This window comes from Pseudoxanthomonas sp. JBR18 (assembly GCF_028198165.1).
Classification (GTDB): Bacteria; Pseudomonadota; Gammaproteobacteria; order Xanthomonadales; family Xanthomonadaceae; genus Pseudoxanthomonas_A.
Genome location: NZ_CP116339.1, coordinates 3,145,764 through 3,158,296, shown reverse-complemented (window position 1 = coordinate 3,158,296; position 12,533 = coordinate 3,145,764). Strand labels below are relative to the sequence as shown.

Sequence of the window (12,533 nt, the reverse complement as noted above, 5' to 3'; positions counted from 1 at the left end):
CAGGTCCGCACCACCGGTCACACGACAACGGCGCCCTCTGGCGCCGTTGTCGCACAATACCGCGCTTGCCAATCGCCATCCGCCCCCGCCATGAGTGATGTCGACCACCGCGTGCACGGCGTGGGGCCGGAAGATGTCGTGCCCGACTGGCCGCCCCTGCAGGCGGACGAACTCGAGGTGCTGTTGGCCGACTATCCGGCGTTCGCAGCAGGGCCGCATCGCATCGCCTGGCACAGCCCACGCCCGCTCTCGGCCGCGGCCCTGGTGGACACCGCACGTGGCCGCGTATTCGTCAAACGACACCATGTCAGCGTGCGCACGGCCGCGTGCCTGGAAGAAGAACATCGCTTCATCGCGCACCTGCACGGCAAGGGGCTGCCGGTCGTCGAGGTCTTTGCCGATGCGCACGGCCACACCGCGGTCACGCGCGGCGACTGGACCTATGAAGTCCACAGCACCGGGCTTGGCGAGGACGTGTATCGCCAGACCACGTCGTGGACACCGCTGACCGACCTGGCCCGTGCGCGCGAGGCGGGCGCCATGCTGGCTCGGCTGCACCAGGCCGCAGCCGATGACCACGCCCCCCAGCGCAGCACGCACGTGCTGGTCGCCCGCGACGACCTGCTCCGCGCCGAGGATCCCATCGTGGCCCTGCAGGCGCAGTTTGCAGAACGTCCGGCCCTGCGCGCGTGGCTGCAATCGCGCGACTGGCAACGCGATTTCGCGCGCGACCTGCTGCCATGGCACGCCGGCCTTGCAACGCGCCTGCGCGACACCCCGCGCCTGTGGGCGCACAACGACTGGCACGTGTCCAACCTGCTGTGGCAGCGCGAGGGCGATGCGCTGCGCATCAGCGGCGTGCTCGACTTCGGCCTGGCTTCGCCGACCAGCGCCATGTTCGACCTGGCCACCGCGATCGAACGCAATGCCATCGCCTGGCTGACGCTGGAAACAGGCTTCGATGCGGTGCATCTGCAGACCGCCTGCGCGCTGATCGCCGGCTACCGCGAGGTGCTGCCGCTGGACGCGGCCTCGGTGCAGTTGCTGGCCGACCTGCTGCCGCTGGTACACCTGGAATTCGCCCTGTCCGAGGTCGAGTACTTTCACGCCATCACCGGCTCGCCGGACAACGCGGCGGTGGCCTACGACGTGTTCTTGCTGGGTCATGCGCGGTGGTTCGCCAGCGCGCCCGGCCAGGCCTTGCTGCAGGCGATCCGCGCAACGGCCTGAATACGCCGGATGTGCAAATCCTGGAGAAATGGTGTCAAATGCGCGCTCTGAAGCGGGGGTGCCCGGCGTTTGCCGGGCTGAGAGAGTCCCTTGGAACCTGACCCGGTTAGCACCGGCGTAGGGAGCTTTGAGCAGCATCGGTGGTCCGCCCGTGGAAGGCGTGCGCCGGTGCGCCGTCGCTTCGTCCTTGTGCCCTTGCCTGGTGACGAACCGATGAATCGCTCCCGCTCCACCCTGTTGCTGTCCTCCCTGCTGTGCACGGCGTTGCCGCTGCACGCCCAGCAGGTCGAATCCGCTTCCGACGACCAAACCGCCACCGACCTGGCCGCCGTCCGGGTCAAGGGCCAGCACGATGCCCAGACCAGCCAGGCCAATAGCTTTGGCGCCGGCACCTGGAAGGACACCCCGGCCTCGCTCAACGTGCTGACCCGGGCGCTGATCGACGCACGCCAGCCGCGCTCCTTGAGCGAACTGACCGCCAGCGATGCTTCGGTCGGCGACAGCTACGCGGCGGTGGGCTACTACCAGGACGTGTCGATCCGCGGCTATGCGCTGGACCTGGCCACCGGCCTGCGCTTCAACGACCTGAGCCTGGCCGGCGAGCAGCGCATTGCGCTGGAGAACGTCCAGCAGGTCGAGATCCTCAAGGGCGAGGCCGGGTTGACCGCCGGCATCATGGCGCCCGGCGGCATCATCAACTTCGTCTCCAAGCGTCCCGAGCGGGTGCAGGAGCTGACCGTCGGCACCGACTCGCATGGCTCGCGTTACACCGCCCTGGATGTCGGCCGCTGGCTCACTCCCACTTTCGGCCTGCGCTTCAACGCGGCGTGGGAGGACACGCACTCCTACATCGAACACACCGACGGGCGGCGCAATTTCTATGCGCTGGCCGCCGACTGGCTGATCGGCGACAAGGGCAAGCTGGAACTGGACGGCGACTACCAGACCAGCGCGCAGCGTTCGGCCTCCGGCTACCAGTTGCTCGGTGGCGATACGCTGCCCAGCCACGCCAGCGCGACCAAGCTGCTGGGCTACCAGCCGTGGTCACAGCCGGTGTCCATCCAGAGTGCCAACGTCACCGCGCGCTACACCTACCAGTTCAACCCCGACTGGCAGGGCAGCGTGGCCTTCGGCAACAGCCGCAGCGTGATCGATGACAACGTCGCCTTCGCCTATGGCTGCTTCTACGCGACCGAATGTGCCGACGGCAGCGAGCCCGGCAACTATTTCGCCCCCAACGGCGACTACGACGTGTACGACTACCGCAGCCCGGACGACACCCGCCACAACCAGCAACTACGCGCGCAGCTGCAGGGCCGCTTCGACACCGGCGCGCTCAGCCACCAGCTGACCTTTGGCGCCGATGGCTACCGTCGCACCGTGGATCGCCGCCAGGACGTGTACGACTACGTGGGCACCGCCAACATCAACGAGGCCACGCCGGTGTTCGCCCCCTCGTCCAACGCGCCCGGCCCGTCCGCGCGCCGGCTGGACGACAGGCAGTGGTCGGTGTTCGCGCTGGATCGCATCGGCTTCGGCAATCACTGGCAGTGGCTGGTAGGCGGGCGCTTCGCCAAGCTGGACGAGATCGCCAACGACAGTGAGGGCGTGCGCGAGCGGCGCACCACCCTGAGTCAGTTCCTGCCGCAGACCGCGCTGATCTGGCAGGCCACGCCCCGGCTCAACGCCTACGCCAGCTATAGCGAGGGCCTGTCGCTGGGCCAGGAAGCGCCGTGGTGGACGTCTAATGCCGACAGCTTCCTGCCGCCGCTGCACTCGCGCCAGGCCGAGGTCGGCGTGAAGTTCGCCGCCACCGACGCGCTGGACCTGGGCGCGGCCCTGTTCCGCATCCGCCAGCCGCTCCAGTACGCCATGCCCGATGACAGCGAGGCCGGCTATACCTTCGTCCAGCGCGGCCAGCAGGTGCATACCGGCCTGGAGCTGACCGCCAACGGACAGCTCACCGAGCAGTTGCGCCTCAATGCCAGCGCCAGTCTGCTGCGCGCACGGGCACAGGACAGCGGCACCGCCGCCATCGAGGGTCACCAGCTGGTCAACATCCCCGAGGCGCGCGCCAGCGTCTTCCTCGACTACACGCTGGCGTCGGCGCCAGCCTGGAGCTTCAACGCGGGCTGGCGTTACGCCGCCTCCAATGTCGCCACCGCCGATGGTCGCCTGCGCGTGCCGGCGTACCACGTGTTCGATGCCGGACTGCGCTTCCGTAATCAGATCGCTGGCCACGCCATGACCTGGCAGCTGTCGGTCGACAACGTGTTCGACAAGTTCTACTGGCGTGATACCGGCAGCAGCGGCGGCGATTACTACCTGTTCCCCGGTGCCCCGCGGCTGGCCCGTCTGAGCGTGACCTGGGCGCTGTGAGTACCGAACTGCTCGAGTGGATCGGCGCGGCTGTCAGCGTGGCCGCCGTGTGGCTGACCGCGCGCCGGCATCTGCTCAGCTGGCCAGTCGGACTGGCCTCGGTGGTGCTGTACGCCAGTGTCTTCGTCGAGGCCAAGCTGTATTCCGACGCCCTGCTGCAAGGCGCGTTCGCTGGCTTCATCGTCTATGGCTGGTGGCGCTGGAAGCAGCACCTGGACGACGACGGCCGGGTGCAGGTCGCGCCACTGGACCTGGGCGCGGCACTGCGTGATCTGGGCATCGGGGCGGTGGGCGCGGTGGCCCTGGGCACGGTGATGCACCGCTACACCGACGCCGCCCTGCCCTGGCTGGATGCGGCGCTGACCGCCTTCAGCCTGGTGGCGCAGTGGTGGCAGGGCCGCCGCCACATCGCCGCGTGGTGGCTGTGGATCGTGCTGGACGTGATCTACACCGGCCTGTACGTCTACAAGTCGCTCGATGTCACCGCCGCGCTCTATCTGGGCTTCGTTGGACTGGCGGTGATGGGCCTGCGCCAGTGGCGGCGCGCGGCGCAGACCGCACCGCTGGCCGCCGCTTGAACCCGGCCAGCGCCGACGTCGACTGACGCCCGCGTCAGGCAGTGCTAGGGTGCCGGACTTTCGCCCGGCACCCCTTCGCATGTCCGCACGCCCCGCTTCACGCTCGCTGGTCGAAGGGCCGATTGGCCGCAATCTGTTGCTGTTCTCGCTGCCGATCCTGGGCGGCAACGTCGCCCAATCGCTCAACGGCTCGGTCAATGCGGTGTGGATCGGCAAGTTCCTGGGCGAATCGGCGCTGACCGCCGCGGCCAACGCCAACAGCATCCTGTTCTTCCTGATCGGCTCGGTGTTCGGCATCGGCATGGCCGCGACCATCCTCATCGGTCAGGCCATCGGCGCCGGCGACACCGCCCGCGCGCGCCGGGTGATGGGCACCAGCGCCAGCTTCTTCATCGGCCTGTCGGTGGTGATCGCCTGCTGCGGCGTGTGGCTGGCGCGCCACCTGCTTAGCGCCATGGGCACCCCAGCCGATGCGCTGCCATTGGCCGAGGCCTACCTGCGGGTGATCTTCCTGGCGATGCCGCTGATCTACGCGTTCGCCTTCCTGTCGGCGGCGCTGCGTGGCGTCGGCGATGCCAAGACCCCGCTCCGCTACCTGCTGCTGGCCGTGGCGATGGATTGCGTGCTGGATCCGATGCTGATGCTGGGCGTGGGTCCGTTCCCGAAACTGGGCATCGCCGGCGCGGCGTGGTCGACGCTGGTCACCCAGGCCATTGCTCTGGCCGCGATGCTGGTCTCGCTGCGCCGGCGCGGTCACGTGCTGTGGCTGGGGCGCAAGGACCTGCACCTGCTACGCATCGACCCGGCGATCCTCAAGGCACTGGTCACCAAAGGCGTGCCGATGGGCCTGCAGATGGTGCTGGTGTCGCTGGCGATGATCGCGATGATGACCCTGGTTAACCGCTTCGGGACCGACATCGCCGCCGCCTATGGCGCTGCGCTGCAGACCTGGAACTATGTGCAGATGCCGGCGATGGCGATCGCCGCGGCGGCCTCGTCGATGGCCGCGCAGAACGTCGGCGCCGGACGCTGGGATCGGGTCTCGGCCACCGCGCGTACCGGCGTGCTGTTCAACTTCCTGATGACCGGTGCGCTGATCGCGCCGCTGATCCTGCTGGACCACTGGACCTTCGGCCTGTTCCTTGAATCGGGCAGTCCCGCCTTCGACGCCGCCCGCCACCTCAACCACATCGCGATCTGGTCGTTCCTGTTCTTCGGGGTGATGTTCGTCCTGTCCGGCGTGGTGCGCTCCACCGGCGCGGTGATCGTCCCTTTGATCATCCTGGTGATCTCGCTGTGGGGCATCCGGGTGCCCTTTGCCAAGCTGCTGCAACCCACGTTGGGGAGCGACGCGATCTGGTGGAGCTTCCCGACCAGTTCGCTGTGCTCGATGCTGCTGTCGATCGCGTATTACCGCTGGGGCGGCTGGCGCAAGGCGCAGATGATGAACGCCGATGCCAGCCAGGTCGCCATCCCCTCCGAGGTCCCGGCTCGCGTGCCCTCGCCCGTGGCCGACCCGGCCGAGCCGGACTACCGGCCCGACGACGCGTTGCAAAAGCCCTGAGCCCGCGCGGCGACAGACCTTAGAGCGCGTCGATATCCCCAAGCGCCTGGATGAGCCGCCGCGCGCGCTTGTCCGGCTTGGTCTCCGGCGGCCGGTAACCGGTGCGCTGCGCGGCACGCAGCGCGCGCGCCTCGGCTCGCCGCTGTTGAGACTCCGGGCTTTCCTCGTACAGCGCCTGGGCCACGGGCGCAGGCCCGCGCTGGTCGGACAATCCGCGCACGGCGATCTCGAAGCGTTCCTCGCCGCGTTGCACCAGCAGCGCGTCTCCGACGCGCACCGTGCGCGAGGGCTTGGCCCGCTGGCCGCCCAGTTCGACCTTGCCCAGGGTCACCGCGTCCTTGGCCAGGGCGCGGGTCTTGTAGAAGCGGGCCGCCCAGAGCCAGACATCCAGGCGTACCGACGGGGTTGCGGGCGTTTCAGTCATGCGTTCCTGAGAAGTCGGGTTTGATCGTGTCCCGCGGGCGGGGCGTGAGGTCGATCGATTCGTCGGGATGGCAGGGGTCGCGCACCATCGATGCCGTGTTGCCACGCGCCAGGGCATTGGCGGACGAGGACGACGCAAGCTGGCATTCGGGCCGGTCGGCAGGCCGTACCGCCGTCATGTCCTCGCGCCCGGGGTCGCTGGCACAGGCCGACAGCAGCAGCGCCGTCGCAAGCAGGGTTCCCTGCAGTTTCATCGGGTGCGTCCTCCGTGGAAATCGACTCGCCCAGTCAGCGCCTGGTCGCGTGAAACTCATGTTCCTGCACTGCCGCCGAAGTGGATTTCGGCATGCGGCGCCTGTGCGTCGACATCGTGCTGGCAGGCCTGGGTCATGCGTGCATCGCGGAGGCCCTGCTCGAAGTCCTGTCCGTGCTTGCCATCGCGGATCTGGTCCGGAAACGGTGGCTGGTTGGCGGCCAGCTGCGCCTGCTGCTGGCATTCGTAGGACAGCGTGGAGCCATCCAGTCCTGGGGTGCTGGCGCAGCCCGCCAGCCAAGCCAGGCATGCCGATAACCCAAGACCGCCGATTGCATGGAGCTTCCGTGGCATCGCGCTTCTCCTTCGTGCTGGTCATGTCCGCGAACAGACGCAAACCCGGGCCCGGAAAACACGAAACCCGGCTTGCGCCGGGTTCCGAGCATAGCGCGGCTGCATCGCAGCCGATGGCCGTCGCCTTATTCGGCGGACTTGGCGGCCTCGGCAGCGGCGGCCTGGCGGGCGACCTTGGCGGCAGCGGCGGCGGCCAGGTCTTCCTTGATGCGGGCAGCCTTGCCCTGCAGGCCACGCAGGTAGTACAGCTTGCCGGCGCGGACCTTGCCGCGGCGCTTGACTTCGACCGAGTCGATGGTCGCGCTGTGGGTCTGGAAGACGCGCTCGACGCCGTAGCCGTGCGAGATCTTGCGCACGGTGAAGGCGGAGTTCAGGCCGGCGTTCTTCTTGGCGATGACCACGCCTTCGTAGGCCTGCACGCGCTCGCGGTTGCCTTCCTTCACCTTCACATTGACGACGACGGTGTCACCCTGGCTGAACTGCGGCAGCTCGCGGGAAATCTGGGCGGACTCGAACTCCGCGATGATGGACTTGTTCAACTTGCTCATGGTGGCACCGATTCTATGTTCGGGTGGGTGTGTCGGATTCGACAGCGGCACTGATGCGGTCGCAGGATTGCGCCGCACGATCGTTTTTATGTGGCACCCGTGACCAGACTGGTCGCAGGAACCGCGTATTCTAGAACACTTCCCCGCGCGAAAGCTAGCTGAGGAAAGGCTCAGTCGCCGGACGCCTGCCGCTCGGCCCGGAACGCCTCCAGCAGCTTGCGGTCGGCGCGCGACAGCGCCGCCTCGTCCAGCAGGTCTGGGCGTCGCAGCCAGGTCCTGCCCAGCGACTGCTGCCGGCGCCAGCGCGCGATGGCCGCGTGGTTGCCCGAACGCAGCACGTCCGGTACCTCGCCCCAGGCGTGGCTGGCCGGATGGGTGTAGTGCGGACAGTCCAGCAAGCCCCCCTCGCCCTCGAAACTGTCCTGCGCCGCGGACTCGGCATCGTTGAGCACGCCCTCGCGCAGGCGCGCGACCGCGTCGATCAGCACCGCCGCACCCAACTCGCCGCCGGACAGCACGTAGTCGCCGATGGAGATCTCCTCATCGACCTCGTGGGCCAGGAAGCGCTCGTCCACGCCCTCGTAGCGCCCGCACAACAGGATCATGCGCGGCAGCGTGGCCAGCTCGCGCACGCGCGCCTGGGTCAGCGGACGTCCCTGCGGGCTGAGATAGATCACCGGGGCCGGCGCGGGATCGGCCAGGCGCGCCTGGTCCAGACAGGCCCGCAGCGGCTCGATCAGCATCACCATGCCCGGCCCGCCGCCGAAAGGGCGATCGTCCACGCGCCGATAGTTGCCGGTCGCGTAGTCGCGCGGATTCCAGCCCTGCACCTGGAGCAGATCGCGCTCGCGCGCGCGCCCAACGACACCGAAGCCGGTGCTCTGGTCGATGAACTCGGGGAACAGGCTGATGACGTCGATGCGCATGGGCGGAAAATGCGGCGGCTTCACAGGCGAGTATGGCCAACCGCAGCCGACCACGCGCTCTTCAGAAGTCCGGGTCCCAGTCCACTCTTACCACGCCCGCGTCGAAATCCACCCCGTGGACGAAGTCCGGCTCGACGAAGGGAATCAGGCGCTCCTTGTCCCCCCGGGCCACCAGCACGTCGTTGGCACCGGTCGAAAACAGGTGCGAGACGGTGCCGAAGTCACGGCCGTCGGCATTGAGGACGCGCAGGCCTTCCAGGTCGACCCAGTAATACTCATCGGGCTTGGGCGGCGGCAGCGCGCTGCGCGGCACCGAGATCTCCAGCCCGACCAGCGCCTCGACCGCGTCGCGGTCCTCGACACCGGGAAAGCTGGCGATCAGATGCTTGCCAGAGGGCTTGCCACGCACGCCGGAGACCTCGCGCTCGCGCCCCGCGGCATCGCGCAGGGTCCAGGGCTGATAGCGGAAGATCGTTTCACGCGGCTCGGTCCAGGACTCGACCTTGACCTGGCCACGCACGCCAAACGCGCCGACCACCCTGCCCAGCAGGATGCGGCGCGTCGTGTTCTCACTCATGGGAGAAGCAGCCGGCCGCGAGCAGGTCGCGGCCGAGGCGCGATCAGGCCGAAGCCTGGGCGGTCGCGAGCTTGCCCGCTTCCTTGTACAGGTTACGGACCTTGTCGGTCAGCTGGGCGCCCTGGCCGACCCAATGGTCGACGCGTGCGATGTCCAGCACGATGCGGGGCTCGGCGCCCTGGGCGACCGGGTTGTAGTAACCCACGCGCTCGATGTTGCGGCCGTCGCGCGCGCTGCGCACGTCGGTGACGATGATGTGGTAGAAGGGGCGCTTCTTGGCGCCGCCGCGGGTAAGGCGGATCTTGACCATGGTGTGCTCTCGGTGTTGCCCAGTCGCCAGGATGGCGCGGTAAGCCGGTAAGTATAGCGGGCCGCGCGCGTCGCGCAAACCCGCATCGGACGCCAGGTCAGGGCCGCTCCCAGGGCTGGGTCTCCAACGCCCGGGCCAGCAGGTCGTGCAGTGTCGGCGCTGCGGGCAATGCCTGATCGTCGATCGAGGCGACCGGCGCACAGCCATTGGCATTGGCCGTGAACGCCGCCAGGGTCCGCGCTTGATCCAAGGTCACCCGGGCGTGACGCTGCGGGACCCCCAAGCCCTCCAGCCCACGTTGCAGCAAGCCCTCACAGGTCCCTCGCAAGGCCGGACCCTGCGGCCACAGCACGCCGGACCCGTCCCAGAAGCCGATATTCCAGACCGAGCCTTCCACCACCGCCGCTCCGGCGCCCTCGACGAACAATGCATCGTCCGCGCCTGCCAGCCGCGCCTGTCGGCGATAGTGGAACAGCGGGAAGGTCGCCACGTGCTTGATCTGCGGGAGCGGACGCACGAAGGCGTAGGACTTGAGCCTCACGGGTCGAGCAGGCGCGATTGCCCCGACGGGCGTGACCGAAATCAGCCACTCGGGCACCACTGGCCGCAGCGGATCACGATGATCGAAATCGCGTGCGAAGCCGGTCACACGCACCGACACCAGCTCGGTACCCGCCAGGGCCGCGCGCAGCTGGGTGCGCAAGGCAGCCTCGTCGAACGGCGCATCGAACAGGGCGGCCTGCCCCTCCCGCAGGCGCGCCAGATGCAGGTCCAGGCCCTGCACGGCGCCTTCGCGCGCGCAGAAAGCAGTGAAGTGACCATAGTTGTGCTGCGCCAGCGCGCGCAGGTGCTCGGCCGACACGGGATGCCCGTCGAGCGTCAGGCGAGGCGTGGTCACAGCAGCGCGTCGGCCTGCGCCCACCATGCGTGCAGCAGCTCGGCCGCCGGCCGCGCCTGGGCCGCCCAGGCGGATTGCCCGGCCCAGGCCTGCAGGGCATCTAGCCGGTCCTCGGCCACCGCCTGCTTGCGCATCGCGGCGGTCAGCCCGCGCTGCACGGGGTATGGCGCGGGCAACGGCGCGTCGATGGCCGCAGCCGCACGCACGTAGGCAGTGGCCACCGAGCGCCCCAGCCGACCGGAAAACGCCCGCGTCGGCCACGTGTCCTGCGGCTCGGTGTCGGCCAGGGCCTGCGCCCAGGCCGGGGCGATCGCGGCCTCCGGCGTGCGCAGGAACGCGGTACCGACCATCGCAGCGCTCGCCCCCAAGGTCAGCGCAGCGGCGATGCCGCGCCCGTCGGCGATGCCTCCGGCGGCGATCACCGGAATCGACAGTGCATCGGCCAGGCGCGGCACCAGGGCAAACAGGCCGACCAGTTGGTGCTCGGCGGCGGCCGGATCGAAGGCGCCGCGATGGCCGCCGGCCTCGAATCCCTGGGCCACCACCGCATCGGCGCCAGCGTCCTGCGCCAACCGCGCCTCGGTCAGCGTCGTTGCGGTGGCGAACCAGGCGATGCCGGCAGCCTTCAGCGCCCTCACCTGGGGGGGCGTGAGCACGCCCATGATCGTGGACAGCACTTGCGGACGCGCCGCCAGCACGGCCTCGAATTGCGCATCGAAATCCGCAGGCCGCGCATCGCCCGCACTGGCGGGTACGTCCGGTCCCCACTGCACCAGCAGCGCGCGCACGGCAGCCTCGGCTTCGGCATCGCGCACAGGCCGTGCGTCCGGCACCCACAGATTGACCTGTGCCAGGCCGTCGGACTGACTACGGAATGCCTCCATCCAGGCCCCGATGTCCTGCGGCGCGGACAGCACCGCGCCCATCGCGCCCATGCTGCCGGCATTGGCCAGCGCGGCGGAAAGCGCCACCGGACAGGCCCCGGCCATCGGCGCCAACAGCACCGGCAGTTGCAGGCCGAACCTTGCGCAGAAGGCCTGCGATCGCAGGCGTGCGGCCGAGGTCATCAGGCGCTCAACGGAATGGCAGGCCGCCGCGGCCGCCGCCCATGGCCCCCATCATGCCTTTCATGCCGCGCATCATGCCCTTCATGCCGCCGCGGCCCAGCTTGCCCATCATCTTTTCCATCTGCGTGTACTGCTTCATCAGCTTGTTCACGTCGGAGGGCTGGGTGCCCGAGCCCTTGGCGATGCGGGCACGCCGCGAGCCATTGAGCAGTGCCGGGTTGCGGCGCTCCTTCTTGGTCATCGAGTTGATGATGGCGATCATGCGCGGCACTTCCTTGTTGCCGGCGACCTGCGCCTTGAGATGCTCGGGCACCTGGCCCAGGCCGGGCAGCTTGTCCATCAACGCACCGATGCCGCCCATGCCCTGCATCTGCTCGAGCTGGTCGCGCATGTCGTTGAGGTCGAACTTCTTGCCCTTGGCGACCTTCTCGGCCAGCTTCTGCGCCTTGTCCTTGTCGACCTGGCCCTCGACCTGCTCGACCAGCGACAGCACATCGCCCATGTCCAGGATGCGGCTGGCCACGCGCTCGGGATGGAACACATCCAGGCCATCGGGCTTTTCGCCCACGCCGATGAACTTGATCGGCTTGCCGGTGATGTAGCGCACGCTCAGCGCGGCACCGCCACGGGCGTCGCCGTCGGTCTTGGTCAGCACCACGCCGGTCAGCGGCAATGCTTCGGAGAACGCCTTGGCGGTGGTCGCCGCGTCCTGGCCGGTCATCGAGTCGACCACGAACAAGGTCTCCACCGGCTTGACCGCCGCGTGCAGGGCCTTGATCTCGGACATCATCGCCTCGTCGATCGCCAGGCGGCCGGCGGTATCGACGATGAGCACATCGATGAAGGACTTGCGCGCATCGTCGATGGCGGCGCGGACGATGTCCTCGGGTTTCTGCGAGGCCTCGGACGGGAAGAACGGCACGTCGACCTGCTGGGCCAGCGCCTTGAGCTGTTCGATGGCGGCCGGGCGGTAGACGTCGGCCGAGACCACCATGACCTTCTTCTTGCGCTTTTCCTTCAGGTGCTTGGCCAGCTTGCCGACCGTGGTGGTCTTGCCCGCGCCCTGCAGGCCGGCCATCAGGATCACCGCCGGGGCCGGGACATTGAGGTTCAGGTCGGTGGCGGCCGAACCCATGACCGCGGTCAGCTCGTCGCGCACGATCTTGATCAGGGCCTGGCCCGGGGTCAGCGACTTGAGCACTTCCTGGCCGACCGCGCGCACCTTGATGCGTTCGACCAGGGCCTGGACCACCGGCAGGGCCACATCGGCCTCCAGAAGTGCGATGCGCACTTCGCGGGTGGCCTCGCGGATGTTTTCCTCGGTCAGGCGACCACGGCCACGCAGGCGTTCGATGGTGCCGGACAGGCGCTGGGTCAGGGATTCGAACATGGCAACGACCGGAGAGAAAAAGCGGGCGCGCAGTAT

14 protein-coding genes and 1 riboswitch are annotated in these 12,533 nt (G+C 68.7%); of the genes, 4 read left to right on the top strand and 10 right to left on the bottom strand.

All coding sequences use genetic code 11. The annotated features are described in order from the left end of the window. Window positions 1-90 precede the first annotated feature (90 nt). The 4 genes from PJ250_RS14245 (at window position 91) to PJ250_RS14230 (ending at window position 5,751) form a co-directional block, all read left to right on the top strand. Window positions 91-1,230, top strand: coding sequence for a phosphotransferase enzyme family protein (locus tag PJ250_RS14245; RefSeq protein WP_271645233.1), 1,140 nt, complete (start codon window positions 91-93; stop codon window positions 1,228-1,230). A gap of 44 nt (window positions 1,231-1,274) precedes the next feature. Continuing rightward, window positions 1,275-1,371: riboswitch (TPP riboswitch) on the top strand. 72 nt (window positions 1,372-1,443) lie between these two features. Then, window positions 1,444-3,609, top strand: a complete 2,166-nt coding sequence (locus PJ250_RS14240; protein ID WP_271645232.1) for a TonB-dependent siderophore receptor — start codon at window positions 1,444-1,446, stop codon at window positions 3,607-3,609. Further along, window positions 3,606-4,187, top strand: coding sequence for a nicotinamide riboside transporter PnuC (pnuC, locus tag PJ250_RS14235; RefSeq protein ID WP_271645231.1), 582 nt, complete (start codon window positions 3,606-3,608; stop codon window positions 4,185-4,187). Before PJ250_RS14240 ends, pnuC begins: the two co-directional genes overlap by 4 nt. Window positions 4,188-4,266: 79 nt before the next feature. Next, a complete protein-coding gene (locus PJ250_RS14230) occupies window positions 4,267-5,751 on the top strand; it encodes an MATE family efflux transporter (RefSeq protein ID WP_271645230.1) in 1,485 nt (494 codons plus the stop codon). A gap of 19 nt (window positions 5,752-5,770) precedes the next feature. Here the strand turns inward: PJ250_RS14230 and PJ250_RS14225 are convergent, their stop codons facing one another. The 10 genes from PJ250_RS14225 to ffh all read right to left on the bottom strand — a co-directional run bounded on the left by PJ250_RS14225 (window position 5,771) and on the right by ffh (window position 12,497). Continuing rightward, a complete protein-coding gene (locus PJ250_RS14225) occupies window positions 5,771-6,175 on the bottom strand; it encodes an Hsp15 family ribosome-associated heat shock protein (protein WP_271645229.1) in 405 nt (134 codons plus the stop codon). Next, window positions 6,168-6,428, bottom strand: coding sequence for a hypothetical protein (locus PJ250_RS14220; RefSeq protein WP_271645228.1), 261 nt, complete (start codon window positions 6,426-6,428; stop codon window positions 6,168-6,170). The genes PJ250_RS14225 and PJ250_RS14220 overlap by 8 nt, the downstream gene beginning before the upstream one ends. Window positions 6,429-6,484: 56 nt before the next feature. Beyond that, window positions 6,485-6,781, bottom strand: a complete 297-nt coding sequence (locus tag PJ250_RS14215; protein ID WP_271645227.1) for a hypothetical protein — start codon at window positions 6,779-6,781, stop codon at window positions 6,485-6,487. A 125-nt stretch (window positions 6,782-6,906) separates the two neighbouring features. Then, the gene (gene rplS, locus PJ250_RS14210; protein WP_271645226.1) at window positions 6,907-7,329 is read right to left on the bottom strand and encodes a 50S ribosomal protein L19; all 423 of its coding nucleotides are present in this window, start codon (window positions 7,327-7,329) and stop codon (window positions 6,907-6,909) included. A gap of 170 nt (window positions 7,330-7,499) precedes the next feature. Continuing rightward, window positions 7,500-8,255 (bottom strand): tRNA (guanosine(37)-N1)-methyltransferase TrmD, encoded by a 756-nt coding sequence (gene trmD / locus PJ250_RS14205; protein ID WP_271645225.1) that lies wholly within the window; start codon window positions 8,253-8,255, stop codon window positions 7,500-7,502. A gap of 61 nt (window positions 8,256-8,316) precedes the next feature. Next, window positions 8,317-8,832, bottom strand: coding sequence for a ribosome maturation factor RimM (gene rimM, locus PJ250_RS14200; RefSeq protein WP_271645224.1), 516 nt, complete (start codon window positions 8,830-8,832; stop codon window positions 8,317-8,319). Window positions 8,833-8,875: 43 nt separating this feature from the next. Then, window positions 8,876-9,142: a 30S ribosomal protein S16 gene (rpsP, locus tag PJ250_RS14195; protein ID WP_271645223.1), complete on the bottom strand. Its 267-nt coding sequence runs from the start codon at window positions 9,140-9,142 to the stop codon at window positions 8,876-8,878. 97 nt (window positions 9,143-9,239) lie between these two features. Next, on the bottom strand, window positions 9,240-10,040 hold the full coding sequence (locus PJ250_RS14190) for an aminotransferase class IV (RefSeq protein ID WP_271645222.1): 801 nt from the start codon (window positions 10,038-10,040) through the stop codon (window positions 9,240-9,242). Then, a complete protein-coding gene (locus tag PJ250_RS14185; protein ID WP_271645221.1) occupies window positions 10,037-11,107 on the bottom strand; it encodes an NAD(P)H-dependent flavin oxidoreductase in 1,071 nt (356 codons plus the stop codon). The genes PJ250_RS14190 and PJ250_RS14185 overlap by 4 nt, the downstream gene beginning before the upstream one ends. A 7-nt stretch (window positions 11,108-11,114) precedes the next feature. Then, the gene (gene ffh, locus PJ250_RS14180) at window positions 11,115-12,497 is read right to left on the bottom strand and encodes a signal recognition particle protein (RefSeq protein ID WP_271645220.1); all 1,383 of its coding nucleotides are present in this window, start codon (window positions 12,495-12,497) and stop codon (window positions 11,115-11,117) included. Window positions 12,498-12,533: the final 36 nt, after the last annotated feature.

Excerpts from the sequence above, each read along its gene's own strand:
- trmD (WP_271645225.1), bottom strand. The coding sequence starts at position 8,255 with ATGCGCATCGACGTCATCAGCCTGTTCCCCGAGTTCATCGACCAGAGC.
- PJ250_RS14240 (WP_271645232.1), top strand. The coding sequence starts at position 1,444 with ATGAATCGCTCCCGCTCCACCCTGTTGCTGTCCTCCCTGCTGTGCACG.
- rimM (WP_271645224.1), bottom strand. The coding sequence starts at position 8,832 with ATGAGTGAGAACACGACGCGCCGCATCCTGCTGGGCAGGGTGGTCGGC.
- ffh (WP_271645220.1), bottom strand. The coding sequence starts at position 12,497 with ATGTTCGAATCCCTGACCCAGCGCCTGTCCGGCACCATCGAACGCCTG.
- PJ250_RS14245 (WP_271645233.1), top strand. The coding sequence starts at position 91 with ATGAGTGATGTCGACCACCGCGTGCACGGCGTGGGGCCGGAAGATGTC.
- PJ250_RS14215 (WP_271645227.1), bottom strand. The coding sequence starts at position 6,781 with ATGCCACGGAAGCTCCATGCAATCGGCGGTCTTGGGTTATCGGCATGC.
- PJ250_RS14230 (WP_271645230.1), top strand. The coding sequence starts at position 4,267 with ATGTCCGCACGCCCCGCTTCACGCTCGCTGGTCGAAGGGCCGATTGGC.
- PJ250_RS14185 (WP_271645221.1), bottom strand. The coding sequence starts at position 11,107 with ATGACCTCGGCCGCACGCCTGCGATCGCAGGCCTTCTGCGCAAGGTTC.
- rpsP (WP_271645223.1), bottom strand. The coding sequence starts at position 9,142 with ATGGTCAAGATCCGCCTTACCCGCGGCGGCGCCAAGAAGCGCCCCTTC.
- PJ250_RS14225 (WP_271645229.1), bottom strand. The coding sequence starts at position 6,175 with ATGACTGAAACGCCCGCAACCCCGTCGGTACGCCTGGATGTCTGGCTC.
- rplS (WP_271645226.1), bottom strand. The coding sequence starts at position 7,329 with ATGAGCAAGTTGAACAAGTCCATCATCGCGGAGTTCGAGTCCGCCCAG.
- PJ250_RS14220 (WP_271645228.1), bottom strand. The coding sequence starts at position 6,428 with ATGAAACTGCAGGGAACCCTGCTTGCGACGGCGCTGCTGCTGTCGGCC.